Consider the following 13002-nt stretch of genomic DNA (forward strand, 5'->3'; position numbering starts at 1 on the left):
GGGCAGTCCTTGTCCATAAGGCATCGGCATCATTTTTATAGGGATATTGGGGAGGTCCGGGAGAATTTCCCGGGAAAAATCCGGCTGGCTTTCTGGTTGCCGGTTCCGTCCGGCCTTCAGGGGAACCAGATGGTCAGGCGGGTGGGCACGGCTACTCTTTCCACAAATCCACGTCGATCAATCCCAGGCGGGCGGCATAACGCACCAGTTCCATGGCGCTGTGAATATCGAGCTTGCGCATGATGTTGGCCCTGTGGTTCTCGACCGTCTTGACGCTGATGCAAAGTTGCTCGGCAATCTGGCCTTTGGAGGCGCCTTCGGCCAGCATGCGCATGATTTCCTGTTCACGGGAGGTGAGCTTGCCGTAGCCCGCATCGCTGACCTTGGCTTCTTTTACCGGCGAGTTCATCAGCTTGGCGATCACTTCATGGGAAATGGAGGAGTCGAGGAAGTATTCTCCGGAGGCAACGGCTTCCAAGGCCTGGGCCAGGCGCTCGGCGGCGGATTCCTTGATGACGTAACCGGTGGCACCGGACTGGAAGGCCTCCACGATGTAATCGATTTTGGAGTGCATGCTCAGTATCATGATGCGCGTGTGGGGAAGATGATGACGAATCTTGCGGGCCACTTCCATGCCGGTCTCGTCGGGCAGGGAGATATCCAGCAAAACCACGTCGGGTTTCAACTGGCTGGCTTTTTCAAATCCTTCACGTCCGGTGCCGGCCTCGTCGATCACTTCGAACCTCCCATTGCGCGAAATAATGGTCTTGATGCCTTCTCGAAAAAGGGGGTGATCGTCAATAATCAGAACTTGTCGCTTCTCTTTCAAGATAATTCTCCTTGATCGGAATGGTGATGAATATTCCGGCCCCTTTACCGATTCGCGATCGAATGTCGATGGTGCCGTCGAGGAGGTTGACTCGTTCGACCATGCTTTGCAGGCCCATTCGCTTTTCCTTGAAGGATTTTGCCCGCCAGCGCTTGGCATCGAAGCCTTTGCCATCATCGATAATGCGCAGCATGAGGTTGGGCGAAGACGCCACCAGTCGAATGGTGACCCCTTCGGCCTCGGCGTGCTTTTTGACGTTATGAAGCGCCTCCTGGATCAGGCGGTAGATGTTGATCTGGATGTCTTCGTCCAAGTTGAGATCGTCGAGACCGGCGGCGATGAAGTCGATTTTCAGGTTATTGTTCTGGGCGAAATCTTCGCAGTAAAGAAATAGCGTCCGCACCAGTCCGAGCTGGTCCAGGCCCGGGGGACGCAGATCGTAGGCCAGGTTGCGCACATCGGAAATGGATCGCTGCAGGATCGCGATAATGTCGCTGACCTGTTGCCGGGAGTCGTCGTTGTTCGGAGGATTGATGCTGAATAGGGTTTGCAGGCGGATTTTTAAAGAAGAGAGGTCCTGGGCAATGTGGTCATGCAGATCACGGGCAATGCGGTAGCGCTCGTTTTCCTGGGCCTTGATCAGTTCGTGGGTCAGTGTGTGGATCTGCCGGCGGGTCTGCTTGAGTTCGGTGACGTCCACACCGACCCATAGAAACTCCAGGGTTTCACCCTCTTCGTTCAAAATCGGACGATTGGTCCAGGTGACCCAGACCCGCTCCCCGTTGGACCGCATGTTTTCCAACTCGTTGGTTTTGAACTGCTCCGGGTGAAGCATGAAATCCGAAATCTCTTCCACGATGCTGCGGCCGTTGCTGGTTACTGTGGGCAGGATGGTTTCGACCAGCGTCCGTCCGACGATTTCGTTTTCACAGTAGCCGAAGAATTCCTGGGCGTATTCGTTGACAAACTTGATTTTTCCCTCGGTGTCGAATCGGATGATGAGGCTGTTGGCGTTTTGGACCAACTCGCGGAAATTGGTTTCGCTTTGGCGCAGAGCAGCCTCCGCCTGTCTGCGGGAGGTGATGTCCCTGGCCGTGGTGTGGATGCAGGGAATCCCGGCAAAGGTCATTTTTTTGCTGCTGAATTCCGCGTGAATAATAGGACCGTTTTTGTGTTGGAGGGCGATTTCGCTGTTGAAGGATTCACCGGACTGGATGCGTTTGAAATACTCCTGGTAGGCCGATTGGTCGATGGTGTTATCCAGGTCGTAAATCAGCTTATGGATCAGGTCCTGCTTGTCATAGCCGGTCAATTGGGTGGCTGCGGCGTTGGCGTCCAGGATTCGGCCTCTGGCATCGCTGATGATAATACCGTCCTTCGAGCCGTCGAACAGGCTTCGATAACGTTCCTGGCTCTCACGCAGGGTCTTTTCGATCTCTTTGCGTTCCTCTATTTCCAAACGGAATTGGGCGTTGGCGAAGGTCAATTCGGCGGTACGCGCTTTGACCAGGTCTTCCAGGTGGTCGCGGTGGTTTTTAAGTTCCTGTTCGTTTTCCTTGCGATCGTGAATATCGGTCATCATCGCGTACTTGGACACCGTCCCGTCGATATGGCGGATAGGGGCGTTGACCACCAGATACCAGCGTTTGTCGATGGGACTGATCACCTCCCAGCGGATGGTTTCTCCTTTGATGATGCGGTGGTTGATGCACCAGGGGCAGGCCGTACTGCGGCCGAAGGCCCGGAAGCAATAATCGCCCGTCGCATCGCGGCCCAGATGTTCGATCATGCGATCGTTGAGATATTCGATGTGATAGTCGGCCGAGCAGATGTAGATCATGCCGTCGAAGGCATCGACCATAGCAGTGAAGAGGCGGTCGTTTTCTTCGAGAATGGCCAGCAGGGTTTCGGATGCCGTACCATCGATGTCGGACACGGACGGGCCCTTACGCAGCAGTTGCCGCAAGCGTTCCCAGGCGGTGGCTGGATACGCACCGGGGGTTGGACGCATGAGAGAGTCCCCTGTGATCAATGGATCTTTTCCCTTATAAGCCACGGCGGCAATGGACTTCCCGGAATTGGTGTCGTTTAAAAAAGCGCTTGTTAATTTGCCATGAAAGGTGTCGAAAGGAAAGGTAAATTTTAAATACCGGGTGCAATGGATGCACCATGCGGTGCTTTACTTGGCATCGCTTTTATGTCATTTAGGTCCAACTGTCGCGGTGGACGGTACCGCCGAGCGATTGATCTGTGCGGGTGATCTGTGCGGGTGATCTGTGCGGGTGATCTGAGTCGGGCCACAATGTAACCTTTTGGTAATAAAATGTTATAGATCTCCGGGGCAACGGAGCGTTGCGTTCGGGCCGGGTCGTAGAGGACAGGTGGAAATGAAAGCCAGACAAGCGGTCATCTCTTTTTCCCAAAGTGAGAAGGTCAAGAGCGGACTGATATGGGCCTCTCAGTGCGTTCATATCCTGCAGAACCTGCCGGAACAGGACAAAAAAGGTGCCTTGGAGATTCTAAGATCTCTTGTGGCCATGATTTCCAATGAGGTTCAGTTGGCCCGCCAGGCTTCCGGGGATGGGGTGTGGCTGGAGGTGGACAAGTGTTTGAAAAACGCCCGCATCATGATCGATTCGGGGGTTGCGGCCGAGGCGGAGTATCACTTTACCCAGGGTTTGACGCAGGTCAACAGAATCGGGCAGAAAAGCATGACCTGCTTGATTGAAAACGGCTTGCTCACCTAGTATTCATCCACAAATGGTCAATCTGCGGACGGACACGACCCAACCGATGGTTTTCAAAGGGGTGAACCCATGCGCCTGTGCTTGATCTATGTCACCACCAAAGACAAGGAAGAGGCCCGGGCGATCGGGCGTGACGTGGTGGCGTCGCGCCTGGCCGCATGTGTCAATATTTTCGATCATATGAATTCCATGTATTATTGGGAAGGAGCCTTTCAAGACGATCATGAAGCGGTACTGATCGCAAAGACCACCGAAACGCTCTTGCCCGATCTCATCGCGGCGATCAAGCAACGCCACAGCTATGATTGCCCCTGTATTGTGGCGCTTCCGATAACAGACGGCAACCCGGACTTTCTCCAATGGGTTGCGGATCAGGTGATGCCCACCCGCGGGCCGGAGGGCCCGGTTTGAGACCTGAGTCCATATTTTTTAATGGTAGAGGGAACTGGCAGCAATGAAGGACGAGCGCGGATTATACTACTACCCTTTTCCCACCAACAAACACGTGCGCATGTACGTGCGTCAGGAAGGGGAGGAAATCGAATTTCGATTATGGAATCAGGACGACGCAGGGCTCTGGGACGATCACGGATGGATCCCGTATGGGGCCATCTTAAAGGCCCAGGCCCTGTACGAGGGCGGGGCCTTTGACCCCAAAAGGGCTTACGATCTGACCTTGGCCAAGGAGCTGATCCAAGAGAACCGGCCGGATCCGTCACGCCGATGATGCCGCCGGTCTCCGTCCGTTAAGACACAACGCAAATCATCCGCCCCGACAACATGCCAGGTGGGCGGGTTGAAGATTCAATCTCTCGCGCCGTGCCGATATCGGGCAAAAGTCCCATTCAGGGTTGGGCACAACCTACATCTGTTGCAGGATCTGCTTGACCAGATTGCCATCGGCAGCGGCGCCGAAATGGGCCATGATCGGTTTCATGGCCTGCATTTTGTTTTTGAATTGTGCGAAATCGACATTGGCGGCAATCCAGGCTTTGATGTCGTTTTCATCGGCCATTTTCGGCAAATAGGCTTCGGCCACCTCGATAAAACGATTGGCCTCTGCCTTGCCGCTCTGGGCCAGCACCTCTTTTTCCGATTTGATCAGCTTTTTGATGATCCCGACCACTTCGTTATCCGGCAGGGATTTGTTTGCCTGGCGGCCGAATTCTCCCATGATCACCCTCAGGATGCTTTTTTTCTCTTCATCCTTGGCCTTCATGGCCGCAGCCAGATCTTTTTTAATTTGTTCCTGCAGCATCATCTTACCTCCCGGTCAAATGGTGACCTTGCATCCTTCAACTTTCCCCGTGTCTCTCTTTCAGGGGGGCATTCATTTGTCAAGATGCAACCGAGGGCGCGATTCTAACAGAATGCGATTCAGCAAACCCGGTGTGGGCGGAGCAGGTGGCCGGGGCCACCTGCTCCACCCACACCTGCCGAAACCGTTGCATTGCGAATTTTTATCAACCAGCGCTTGGAAAGCGCGCCTTTCAGGGTCAATCATATGCAGTTAGAATTGCTGTGGGTCACCTTGTTTTGGTTGGGGTTTTTAGCTATATCTTTTTTTGCATCCGAACAGAGCGTGAGGTATCAGGCCACCGTGCCTGGTCCAGGAGGGACCCATGCGTTTACTTCTCGTCGAAGACGATGTGAAAATCGCTTCGTTTGTCGTCAAAGGGCTTTCGGCGGCCGGTTTCGCCGTGGATCACGCCACGGACGGTGAACGAGGATTGGATCTCGGGTTGTCGGAACCCTACGATGTGATCATCGTGGATCTCATGCTTCCCAAGCGTGATGGTCTGTCGCTTATCGAACGGTTGCGTCGTGAAAAGATCAAGACACCGGTCATCATTCTGAGTGCCAAGGACTCGGTGGACGACCGCGTCAAGGGGCTGGAGATTGGCAGCGACGACTATCTGACCAAGCCATTTGCCTTTTCGGAGCTGTTGGCCAGGGTGCAGGCCTTGATGCGGCGGGCGAGCGGCACCATCGAATCGACCCGGTTGACGGTCGGCGATCTCAGCCTCGACCTGGTGACCCGGGAAGTGGCCCGCAATGGGCAGCGGATCGAATTGCAACCCCTGGAGTATGCGTTGCTGGCCTATCTGATGCGCAATGCAGGCAAGGTGGTTTCCAAGACCATGATCATGGAGCATGTCTGGCACTACAATTTCGATCCCCAGACCAACGTGGTCGAGGCACGCATCTGCCGGTTGCGGGACAAAATCGACAAAGGTTTCGACCCAAAATTGCTGCACACCGTTCGCGGGGTCGGTTATGTTCTTCGCAAGGATAAGTAAGCTTCGGAAGTCGCTGGCCTTCCGCCTGACGGTCTGGTATGCGGTCATTTTCGTGCTTTCTTCGATTGTCGCCTTCGCGTTTTTTTATTTTCTGATCACCCAGGTGATCCGCCAGAAGACCGATGCCGAACTGCTCTCCCAGGCCAATGGGCTGAGTCACATTCATCTGCTCCAGGGTCCGGAGATGATGCGCCGCGCCGCCGTGTTAAAGGCCCAGGCGACCGGTGAGCAGAAGATGTTTTTTCGCCTATTTTACCCGAGCGGCGTCTCTTTTGCTTCGTCCAACATGACCTATTGGAACAATATCGGCATCGACCGGTACGCGGTGGACGCCATCGTCGAAGGCGGCGCTTCCTATCGTTACGTCACCCAACGGGTGCCGGGCGAGGCATACGATGCCCGGGTCATTTATAAACGCATCAACCACAGCATCCTGCTCCAGATGGGCTACTCGCTGGAGAACGAGGAGCGTCTGGTCCAGACCTTCGAGCGCACCTTCCTGGTGACCATGGCCGTGCTGCTGGCCGTCGCGGTGATCATCGGATGGTTCATGGCTCGGAGGGCGCTGTCGGGTGTGGCCATGGTCACTCGTACGGCGCGCCAGATCTCGGAAAACGATCTGGAAAGTCGGGTGCCCGTCCTGCGACGGGATGACGAAATCGACCAACTGGCCGTCACCTTCAACCAGATGCTCGACCGCATCCAACAACTGGTCGTCAGCATGCGGCAGATGAACGACAACATCGCCCATGACCTGCGCAGCCCTATCACCCGCATACGGGGCCTGGCCGAGGTGACGCTGACTCATTCGGCCGGCGTGGAAGACTATGCCCAGATGGCTGGCAACACTATAGAAGAGTGCGATCGGCTGTTGCAGATGATCAATACCATGCTGGCCATTTCCCGTACCGAAGCAGGGATGGATCCTGCCTCGTTTCAGGTCGTGGACATGGCCGTGGTCGCCCGGGAGGCCTGCGCGCTTTTTCAGCCATTGGCCGAAGACAAGGCGATCGACTTGCACTGTGCCATGGAAGAGGGCGGCTGGGTGTCGGGGGACCCGCCGATGTTGCAGCGGATGGTGGCCAACCTGATCGACAATGCCATCAAGTATACGCCCGAGGGTGGGAGGGTCAATGTGGGGATCCGTGCCAATGGGGACAGTTGCGAGATGATTGTGGAGAACAGCGGACCGGGCATCCCCAAAGAGGACCAGGCGAAAGTTTTCCAACGTTTTTTCCGCGGAGATGAAAGCCGTTCCCAGGGTGGGGCCGGTTTGGGGCTGAGTCTGGTCTACGCCATCGTGACCGCCCATGGCGGATCGATCGACCTCGAGAGCATTCCTGCTCGACACACGCGCTTTCGGATTCGTCTGCCTCTGGTAGCCTCGCGCTAGCCGGTTGGCTCGATTCCCATCTTTACTGCCCCGCCGGACCCACCGCTGAAAAATTCTTAATGTGATCAAATGGTAATCTTTAGATCATTTTTTGGTCATCTGCATGCGTTATATTCGAAGCAACTTCAAAAACAACCGCGTTGGACGAATCAGGAGGAATGTATGAAACAAGGTAAAGGGTATCTTTATTTGATCGTATTTTTGTGTCTGACTCTGGCTGCGCCGTTGACCATCGTTGCCGCCGGCGCTCAGAATCGGGATGTCGTCATGGTGCCGGCCAACTTTTCCGAGCTGGCCGAGATGGCCCGCCCCGGGGTCGTCAATATAAGGACCGAACGGACAATGAAAGGCGGCGGTCGTGTCTTCCGCCACTTCTTCGGTGATCAGTTCCGGGGACATCCCAATCCCTTCGAGGAGTTCTTCGGTCCGTTCAACAATGAACCCGAAAGAGAATACAAGCAGCAAAGCTTAGGTTCCGGCTTCATCATCGACAAAGAGGGGTATATCGTCACCAACAACCATGTCATCGACGACGCGGACGAGATAAAGGTACGGCTCTACAACGAAAAAGAGTACGAGGCCAAGGTGGTGGGCCGCGATCCGAAGACCGATCTGGCCCTGATCAAAATCGAGGCCCCCAAAGACTTACAGCCCTTGACCCTTGGCAACTCGGACGAGCTCAAGGTAGGGACCTGGGTGGTGGCCATTGGCAGTCCCTTCGGCCTGGAACAAACTGTGACCCAGGGTATTGTGAGCGCCAAGAAGCGTGTGATCGGCGCTGGGCCTTACGACGATTTCATCCAGACCGATGCCTCCATCAACCCGGGTAACAGCGGCGGTCCCCTGCTTGATCTGCAGGGACGTGTCGTCGGTATCAATACGGCCATCGTGGCGAGCGGGCAGGGCATTGGTTTTGCCATCCCCATCGACATGGCCAAGACCATTGTGGCCCAACTCAAGGACAAAGGTGAGGTGACCCGCGGATGGCTGGGGGTCGGCATACAGGATGTCACGCCCGAACTAGCCGAGTATTGGGGCCTCGACAGTACCAAAGGGGTGCTGGTGACCCAGGTATTCGAGGGTGATCCGGCGGACAAGGCAGGTGTCAAAAAGAACGATATCATCGTGGCCTTGAACGATCAGCCGGTCACCACCGGAAGAGAGTTGTCCGCAATTATCGCCAATACCCCCGTGGGTGAGAAAACACGTATCACGCTGATTCGGGGAGGAGAGAAGATGTCCCTCACCGCCAAGGTCGCCAAACGCGAGGAAAAGTCGTTGCAGGCCGCCAGGGAGGATGAACGCAGCGATGTGCTGGGCCTGCAAGTGGCTGACCTGACGCCTGAAAGAGCTCAGCAATTCGGTTTGGACAAAGAGGAGAGCGGTGTCTTGGTGGTGGACGTGGAAAACGGCAGCCGTGCAGATAAAGCCGGTGTGCGGGTCGGCGATATTGTCAAGGGGATCAATCGGAAAAAGGTCGAAAATTTGAATGACTATTCGGCCGTCATGAAAAAGGCCGATGATAAGGAGGCTCTTCACATGCTGGTTCTGCGGCGCAACGAGGGCCTCAAGGCCATCAAGATCGTTCCATAACCCCCTCCACGGGCGTGCTTTTGGCGCCCGTTTCCATCCGGGTCGGCAGCCAGAGATTGCTGCCGGCCCGCTTCATGACTATTCCCTTTGTGGATGGGCGCTATATAAGTCTTGACAGAAAAGCATTCGCTCAATAAATTGTCGTTTCAAAATCAAATCGCGCTGTCTATCCAACAGCCAGGGAGTAGAGCGTCATGCCTGTTTACGAATTCGAATGCAAATGTGGCCATGTTTTCGAGGATCTGGTTCCCATGGGGACAGAGGAGGCCAAGTGTCCTCACTGCAAACGCGAGATGGCTAAAAAAATTATGAGTTCCTGCACCTTTGAACTAAAAGGTGGCGGATGGTACGCAGACGGATACGCCTCGACCAAGAAATAGTACCCCAACGAACTGCGGGACCCGCAGGCAGCAACCTTCCAAAACCAAGTGCACCGGCATCGAGCTGGAGGCATGGTGTGCTGGCGTTTATTTTTGATTCAGATCCCGGCACGAGTCCAACCTTATCGTTTGTCTATTGTTTTCAACCTTTTCCAAGGAGGTGACATGGCGCATTCTGCTGTTGTCCCTGACATCGGCGCACTGAGTTCGTTTGCAATGCAAACCATCCGTCAAATGGGTGACGAAGCCATTCAGTTTTATGGTCGAGGCCGTTTGCATCCCCCGTTCGATCAGAACCTCGTCACCCAGGCCGAGCTTCATCTGAACAACTCCTTTCAAAAAGCTATTGCTGCTCAATTCCCCCAGCACCAGATTTACGGCCGAGATCCCTTGGGTGAAGGGTATACCCACGGAGCCAAAAGATATTTGTGGGTGTTCGATCCATTGGATGGCGTCGACAACTTCCAAACGCGGATTCCGATCTGGGGTATGTCCCTGGCCCTTTACGAAAACAACTGGCCGGTCTTCGGATGTTTTTACATGCCGGCCACCAATGACCTATTCTATGCCGTTGCGGAGCAGCAGGCCTTCTGGAACGAGCGGCCATTGACACTCGTGGACCGCGGCGATCTTTCCCAAGAGAGCCTGATGCTGACATTTTCCCGCTTTCACCAGCACTATCGCTCGCAGTTCCCAGGCAAAATCAGGGCGCTCGGCAGCACCGGGGTGCATGCCTGTTATGTGGCCATGGGAAGGGCCGACGCAGCCATCGTTGCCAATGAATCTTTCAAGGATTTGGCGGCGGTGCGCATTATCGTCGAATCGGTCGGCGCCAAGATCTACCGGGCCGATGGATCCGACTTTTTTCTGGGCGATTATGTGGATGGCACCCGGATCGATGATCACCTCATTATCACCACCCCTTCCAATGCCGAATCGGTCTTGGAGTGTTTGCAGGCCATTCAGTAGCGTCTATGGACCGCGTGGCCCGGTGGTCATGAACGGATTGGTTACGATTTGACCTTCTGAGGTTTCGCAGGTTGTTTTTCCTTGCGGTAGAAGAAGGCGCAAATGGCTAATACAAGACTGTAGGCTGTGATGATATACCACATCTCATCTGAGGTGCGGCGCGCCACCAGATAGAATAACCATCCAGAAAAAATTAGTAATTTCGGTTTCATAGAGTTGTCGCCAGCAGATCGCCGATCCATACAACCAGTGATAATAGATGCCGATGTGTAACCATATCGGCCGATGGGGCTCAAACTTTAATCGGCATGAAAGGGCACGGGTTTCCCGGTGCGATAGGCCAGTGCCTGGCAGGTGGCGACCAGGTCGCCGCCGCCATTGGTCACCTTGATCGCATACGTGGCGGTTTTGCGCGTGGCGGCCACTTCATCGGCCTGGGCCACCAGACGATCACCGGCTTCGGGGGATTTGATGTAGGTGACGTTGACGTTGAGCGCCACGGCGATGTCCCCGTGGGTTTGGGAGGCGGTCTCGAACGCCTCGTCGATGAGGGCGAAGAGCGCCCCGCCATGGGCGCGGGCGTAGATGTTGTTCATCAAGACCGGGTCGTAGGTCATTTCAACGATCGAATGCCCCAGCGATAACGCCGTGAGAGACATGTGAAGGGCTTGCGCGAAAGGCTCCCTGGAAACAGCCCGGAAAATTCCTTCCTTCACCCCTTGATCCATTTGCACTGTTTTTACCTTCGGTTACGGCTCGGTTGGCGACTGGATTCTCCCCAGGTTCCGACTGAGTAAAATCCGCTTAGGTCTCTTTGAACCGCCAGAACGGGTAATCCAACTCGTAGGTGGCCACCCGCCCCGGATTGGCCTCGCGGCTGGCGACGACCCATAGATTGATTTGACGATGTTCAGACACCTTCGGCGTCATGGGGTCCCAATCGGGCATGAGGATCAGGGCGTTGTCCGCGCTATACTCTATGTCGCCGGATTCTTTGAAGGAACTTAGATCCGGAGTCTCTCCGTAGCCCCCACCTCTGCCGCGGCTCAATTCGCTGATCACCAGGAAACAGACCTGGTGGTCATCCCGAATCGACTCGAATTGGCGCAGCCAGGAATCGATGCCGGTTCGCCGTTCGGTTAAATCCTTAAAGGGGAGTTTGTGCAGACTGTCGACCACCACGAGCACTTCATCCTTTCGGGTTTCATGCTGGAGAAAATCGATATGGCGCCGCATGGTGTCCGGGGACAACCGGCGATCGTTGACCACCCGGAAATAGGTCAACAAGGTTTTGAATGTGGTGGTGGCCTGTTTGAGACGCTCGGCCTCGTCCGCTGAGAAAGCACCACTGCGGATCTTTTTTTCGGCGACGTCGCTCAGGCGCACCAGGGTGCGTATGTATATTTTTTGCCGTCCGTTCTCAAAATCATAATAGATCACCGGGACGTTCCGGCGGGCCACCTCGGTCGAGACCTGCATGAAAAAGCAAGATTTACCGGCCTTGGGCGGTCCGCCCAGGATATTGATCCCACGCAGACCGTCGGTGTGGCGGTCGAATTTGGTAAAACCGGTTTGAATCCCCAGCAACGTTTTACCCTTGTCTTTTTCCAGCAAGGTGATGAATTGACGGTGCTCTTTTTCGGGGGATGCGAACGGAGAAAACGCTTTGGATTGACGGATCATCTCCTGAAGCGTTCTCTTCAGCACATCCAATGAACCGGCCGCCAGTTGCGGCAAGTGGTCCCCTCGTTTGAACTGTTCCGGCCAGGTCAGGATGCGGGCCTTGAATCCAATGCGTACGGCCAACTCCCGCGCCGATTGACGGGATTCGGGCGTGTTGGATACCAGAAGAAAGAGATGTTCGATACGTTTCAGACGTTCGGGATTCACGGCGCTCAAGTCGGAGGCGGATGGGAATGCGATCGCCGGATACCCCAGGGCGTGCAGAATCAGCTGACTCAGTTCTCCTTCGGTGATGAACAGGGCGCCGCCTTGGCAGTGACCGATGGCCGGTGCATTGTAAACGGCCGCCTCGCCTTTGAAGAAGAGTTCGTTGCCGTGCCAAAAGAACTCCTGGGGCTTGCCGGGCATCACACAACGCGCGGCATAGGCCAATCCGGTTTCCTGGGTGTAAGGATGAACCAGGTAGCGGCCGTTGAACCCGACGCGCATCGCATCGAGCGTCGATTGGGTAACGTGATATCGAGCAAAGAAGTCGTATTGATCCTTGCCCATGAGCGAGATGAATTTTTCGATTTCCGAGCCCAGGTGGCGGGGCGGGTAGGCGACATCCGAAGCAAATCCGTCATCGTCCGGATCGAATCCCGGGACCTGGCGGCCGTCGAGGCCAAGCAGGCGGGCAAAGTGAAGATGAAAGCCGCCGGGCACGCAGCCCGATTGGCATTTGAACATGCCCCGGAAAAAGCTGTCCGTGTTAAGAAGCACCGTCAACTGACCCTGTTTTTCTCGTTGGTTCTGAATGCAAAAAGGGCAGGGCGCAACCAGGTGAAAGCCTTTCCACGAGCCGCCTGGAAGATGGGTTTGGTAAAAGTGTTTCACCTGTTCAAAAGGAATCATCGTCGAAGACCTTTTCCGGCAGTCGAAGGGCGTATCGCGTATCGGGCTGGTTCTAACCCGTCAATGGTTTGCGGGCAAGGGAAATTTCATGCCGATGTGCCTTGACAGCATAAAAGGTTATATTACTTTTTAATACAAAACAAATTCATAATGAAATGACGATCCTGTTTTTCCTTCGGTAAAACTTTTTAAAATCAATTGGATCACGTAGGAG

At 55.0% G+C, this 13002-nt stretch carries 14 protein-coding genes; 8 read left to right on the forward strand and 6 right to left on the reverse strand.

What is annotated here, in order from left to right:
* Positions 1–151: 151 nt before the first annotated feature.
* Together DFT_RS08085 and DFT_RS08090 are read right to left on the reverse strand one after the other, a co-directional pair.
* On the reverse strand, positions 152–829 hold the full coding sequence (locus DFT_RS08085; RefSeq protein ID WP_054030709.1) for a response regulator: 678 nt from the start codon (positions 827–829) through the stop codon (positions 152–154).
* Positions 798–2840 carry a PAS domain S-box protein gene (locus tag DFT_RS08090; RefSeq protein ID WP_054030710.1) on the reverse strand — a complete coding sequence of 681 codons (2043 nt, stop codon included), beginning with the start codon at positions 2838–2840 and terminating at the stop codon, positions 798–800. The genes DFT_RS08085 and DFT_RS08090 overlap by 32 nt, the downstream gene beginning before the upstream one ends.
* A 376-nt stretch (positions 2841–3216) precedes the next feature.
* Between DFT_RS08090 and DFT_RS08095 the strand changes: the two genes are divergently transcribed.
* From DFT_RS08095 to DFT_RS08105, 3 genes are all read left to right on the forward strand, one after another.
* Positions 3217–3576 (forward strand): hypothetical protein, encoded by a 360-nt coding sequence (locus tag DFT_RS08095; RefSeq protein WP_054030711.1) that lies wholly within the window; start codon positions 3217–3219, stop codon positions 3574–3576.
* 69 nt (positions 3577–3645) lie between these two features.
* Entirely contained in the window at positions 3646–3987 is a 342-nt protein-coding gene (cutA, locus tag DFT_RS08100; protein ID WP_054030712.1) for a divalent-cation tolerance protein CutA, read from the forward strand.
* A 43-nt stretch (positions 3988–4030) separates the two neighbouring features.
* Positions 4031–4303: a hypothetical protein gene (locus DFT_RS08105; protein WP_054030713.1), complete on the forward strand. Its 273-nt coding sequence runs from the start codon at positions 4031–4033 to the stop codon at positions 4301–4303.
* 135 nt (positions 4304–4438) lie between these two features.
* On the opposite strand, the gene DFT_RS08110 is transcribed toward DFT_RS08105, so the two are convergent.
* Complete coding sequence (locus tag DFT_RS08110; RefSeq protein WP_054030714.1) at positions 4439–4837, reverse strand: GatB/YqeY domain-containing protein; 399 nt, start codon at positions 4835–4837, stop codon at positions 4439–4441.
* Positions 4838–5198: 361 nt separating this feature from the next.
* Between DFT_RS08110 and DFT_RS08115 the strand changes: the two genes are divergently transcribed.
* The 5 genes from DFT_RS08115 to DFT_RS08135 all read left to right on the forward strand — a co-directional run bounded on the left by DFT_RS08115 (position 5199) and on the right by DFT_RS08135 (position 10211).
* Positions 5199–5876, forward strand: coding sequence for a response regulator (locus tag DFT_RS08115; RefSeq protein WP_054030715.1), 678 nt, complete (start codon positions 5199–5201; stop codon positions 5874–5876).
* A 52-nt stretch (positions 5877–5928) separates the two neighbouring features.
* A complete protein-coding gene (locus DFT_RS08120) occupies positions 5929–7269 on the forward strand; it encodes a sensor histidine kinase (RefSeq protein WP_161807106.1) in 1341 nt (446 codons plus the stop codon).
* A gap of 162 nt (positions 7270–7431) precedes the next feature.
* The gene (locus tag DFT_RS08125) at positions 7432–8862 is read left to right on the forward strand and encodes a DegQ family serine endoprotease (protein WP_054030717.1); all 1431 of its coding nucleotides are present in this window, start codon (positions 7432–7434) and stop codon (positions 8860–8862) included.
* Between the two features lie 194 nt (positions 8863–9056).
* Positions 9057–9242: an FmdB family zinc ribbon protein gene (locus DFT_RS27240; protein WP_054030718.1), complete on the forward strand. Its 186-nt coding sequence runs from the start codon at positions 9057–9059 to the stop codon at positions 9240–9242.
* 165 nt (positions 9243–9407) lie between these two features.
* Positions 9408–10211 (forward strand): inositol monophosphatase family protein, encoded by an 804-nt coding sequence (locus DFT_RS08135; RefSeq protein ID WP_054030719.1) that lies wholly within the window; start codon positions 9408–9410, stop codon positions 10209–10211.
* A 41-nt stretch (positions 10212–10252) separates the two neighbouring features.
* On the opposite strand, the gene DFT_RS26185 is transcribed toward DFT_RS08135, so the two are convergent.
* The 3 genes from DFT_RS26185 to DFT_RS08145 all read right to left on the reverse strand — a co-directional run bounded on the left by DFT_RS26185 (position 10253) and on the right by DFT_RS08145 (position 12656).
* A complete protein-coding gene (locus DFT_RS26185) occupies positions 10253–10423 on the reverse strand; it encodes a hypothetical protein (protein WP_161807107.1) in 171 nt (56 codons plus the stop codon).
* An 87-nt stretch (positions 10424–10510) separates the two neighbouring features.
* Positions 10511–10927 (reverse strand): PaaI family thioesterase, encoded by a 417-nt coding sequence (locus DFT_RS08140; protein ID WP_200907044.1) that lies wholly within the window; start codon positions 10925–10927, stop codon positions 10511–10513.
* A gap of 88 nt (positions 10928–11015) precedes the next feature.
* Entirely contained in the window at positions 11016–12656 is a 1641-nt protein-coding gene (locus tag DFT_RS08145; protein WP_161807108.1) for a DnaB-like helicase C-terminal domain-containing protein, read from the reverse strand.
* Positions 12657–13002 lie beyond the last annotated feature (346 nt).

The sequence above is a fragment of the Desulfatitalea tepidiphila genome (assembly GCF_001293685.1).
Classification (GTDB): Bacteria; Desulfobacterota; Desulfobacteria; order Desulfobacterales; family Desulfosarcinaceae; genus Desulfatitalea; species Desulfatitalea tepidiphila.

Coding starts and splice junctions, on each gene's coding strand:
- DFT_RS08090 (WP_054030710.1), bottom strand. CDS start 2,840: ATGCGTCCAACCCCCGGTGCGTATCCAGCCACCGCCTGGGAACGCTTG.
- DFT_RS08135 (WP_054030719.1), top strand. CDS start 9,408: ATGGCGCATTCTGCTGTTGTCCCTGACATCGGCGCACTGAGTTCGTTT.
- DFT_RS26185 (WP_161807107.1), bottom strand. CDS start 10,423: ATGAAACCGAAATTACTAATTTTTTCTGGATGGTTATTCTATCTGGTG.
- cutA (WP_054030712.1), top strand. CDS start 3,646: ATGCGCCTGTGCTTGATCTATGTCACCACCAAAGACAAGGAAGAGGCC.
- DFT_RS08095 (WP_054030711.1), top strand. CDS start 3,217: ATGAAAGCCAGACAAGCGGTCATCTCTTTTTCCCAAAGTGAGAAGGTC.
- DFT_RS08115 (WP_054030715.1), top strand. CDS start 5,199: ATGCGTTTACTTCTCGTCGAAGACGATGTGAAAATCGCTTCGTTTGTC.
- DFT_RS08110 (WP_054030714.1), bottom strand. CDS start 4,837: ATGATGCTGCAGGAACAAATTAAAAAAGATCTGGCTGCGGCCATGAAG.
- DFT_RS27240 (WP_054030718.1), top strand. CDS start 9,057: ATGCCTGTTTACGAATTCGAATGCAAATGTGGCCATGTTTTCGAGGAT.
- DFT_RS08105 (WP_054030713.1), top strand. CDS start 4,031: ATGAAGGACGAGCGCGGATTATACTACTACCCTTTTCCCACCAACAAA.
- DFT_RS08125 (WP_054030717.1), top strand. CDS start 7,432: ATGAAACAAGGTAAAGGGTATCTTTATTTGATCGTATTTTTGTGTCTG.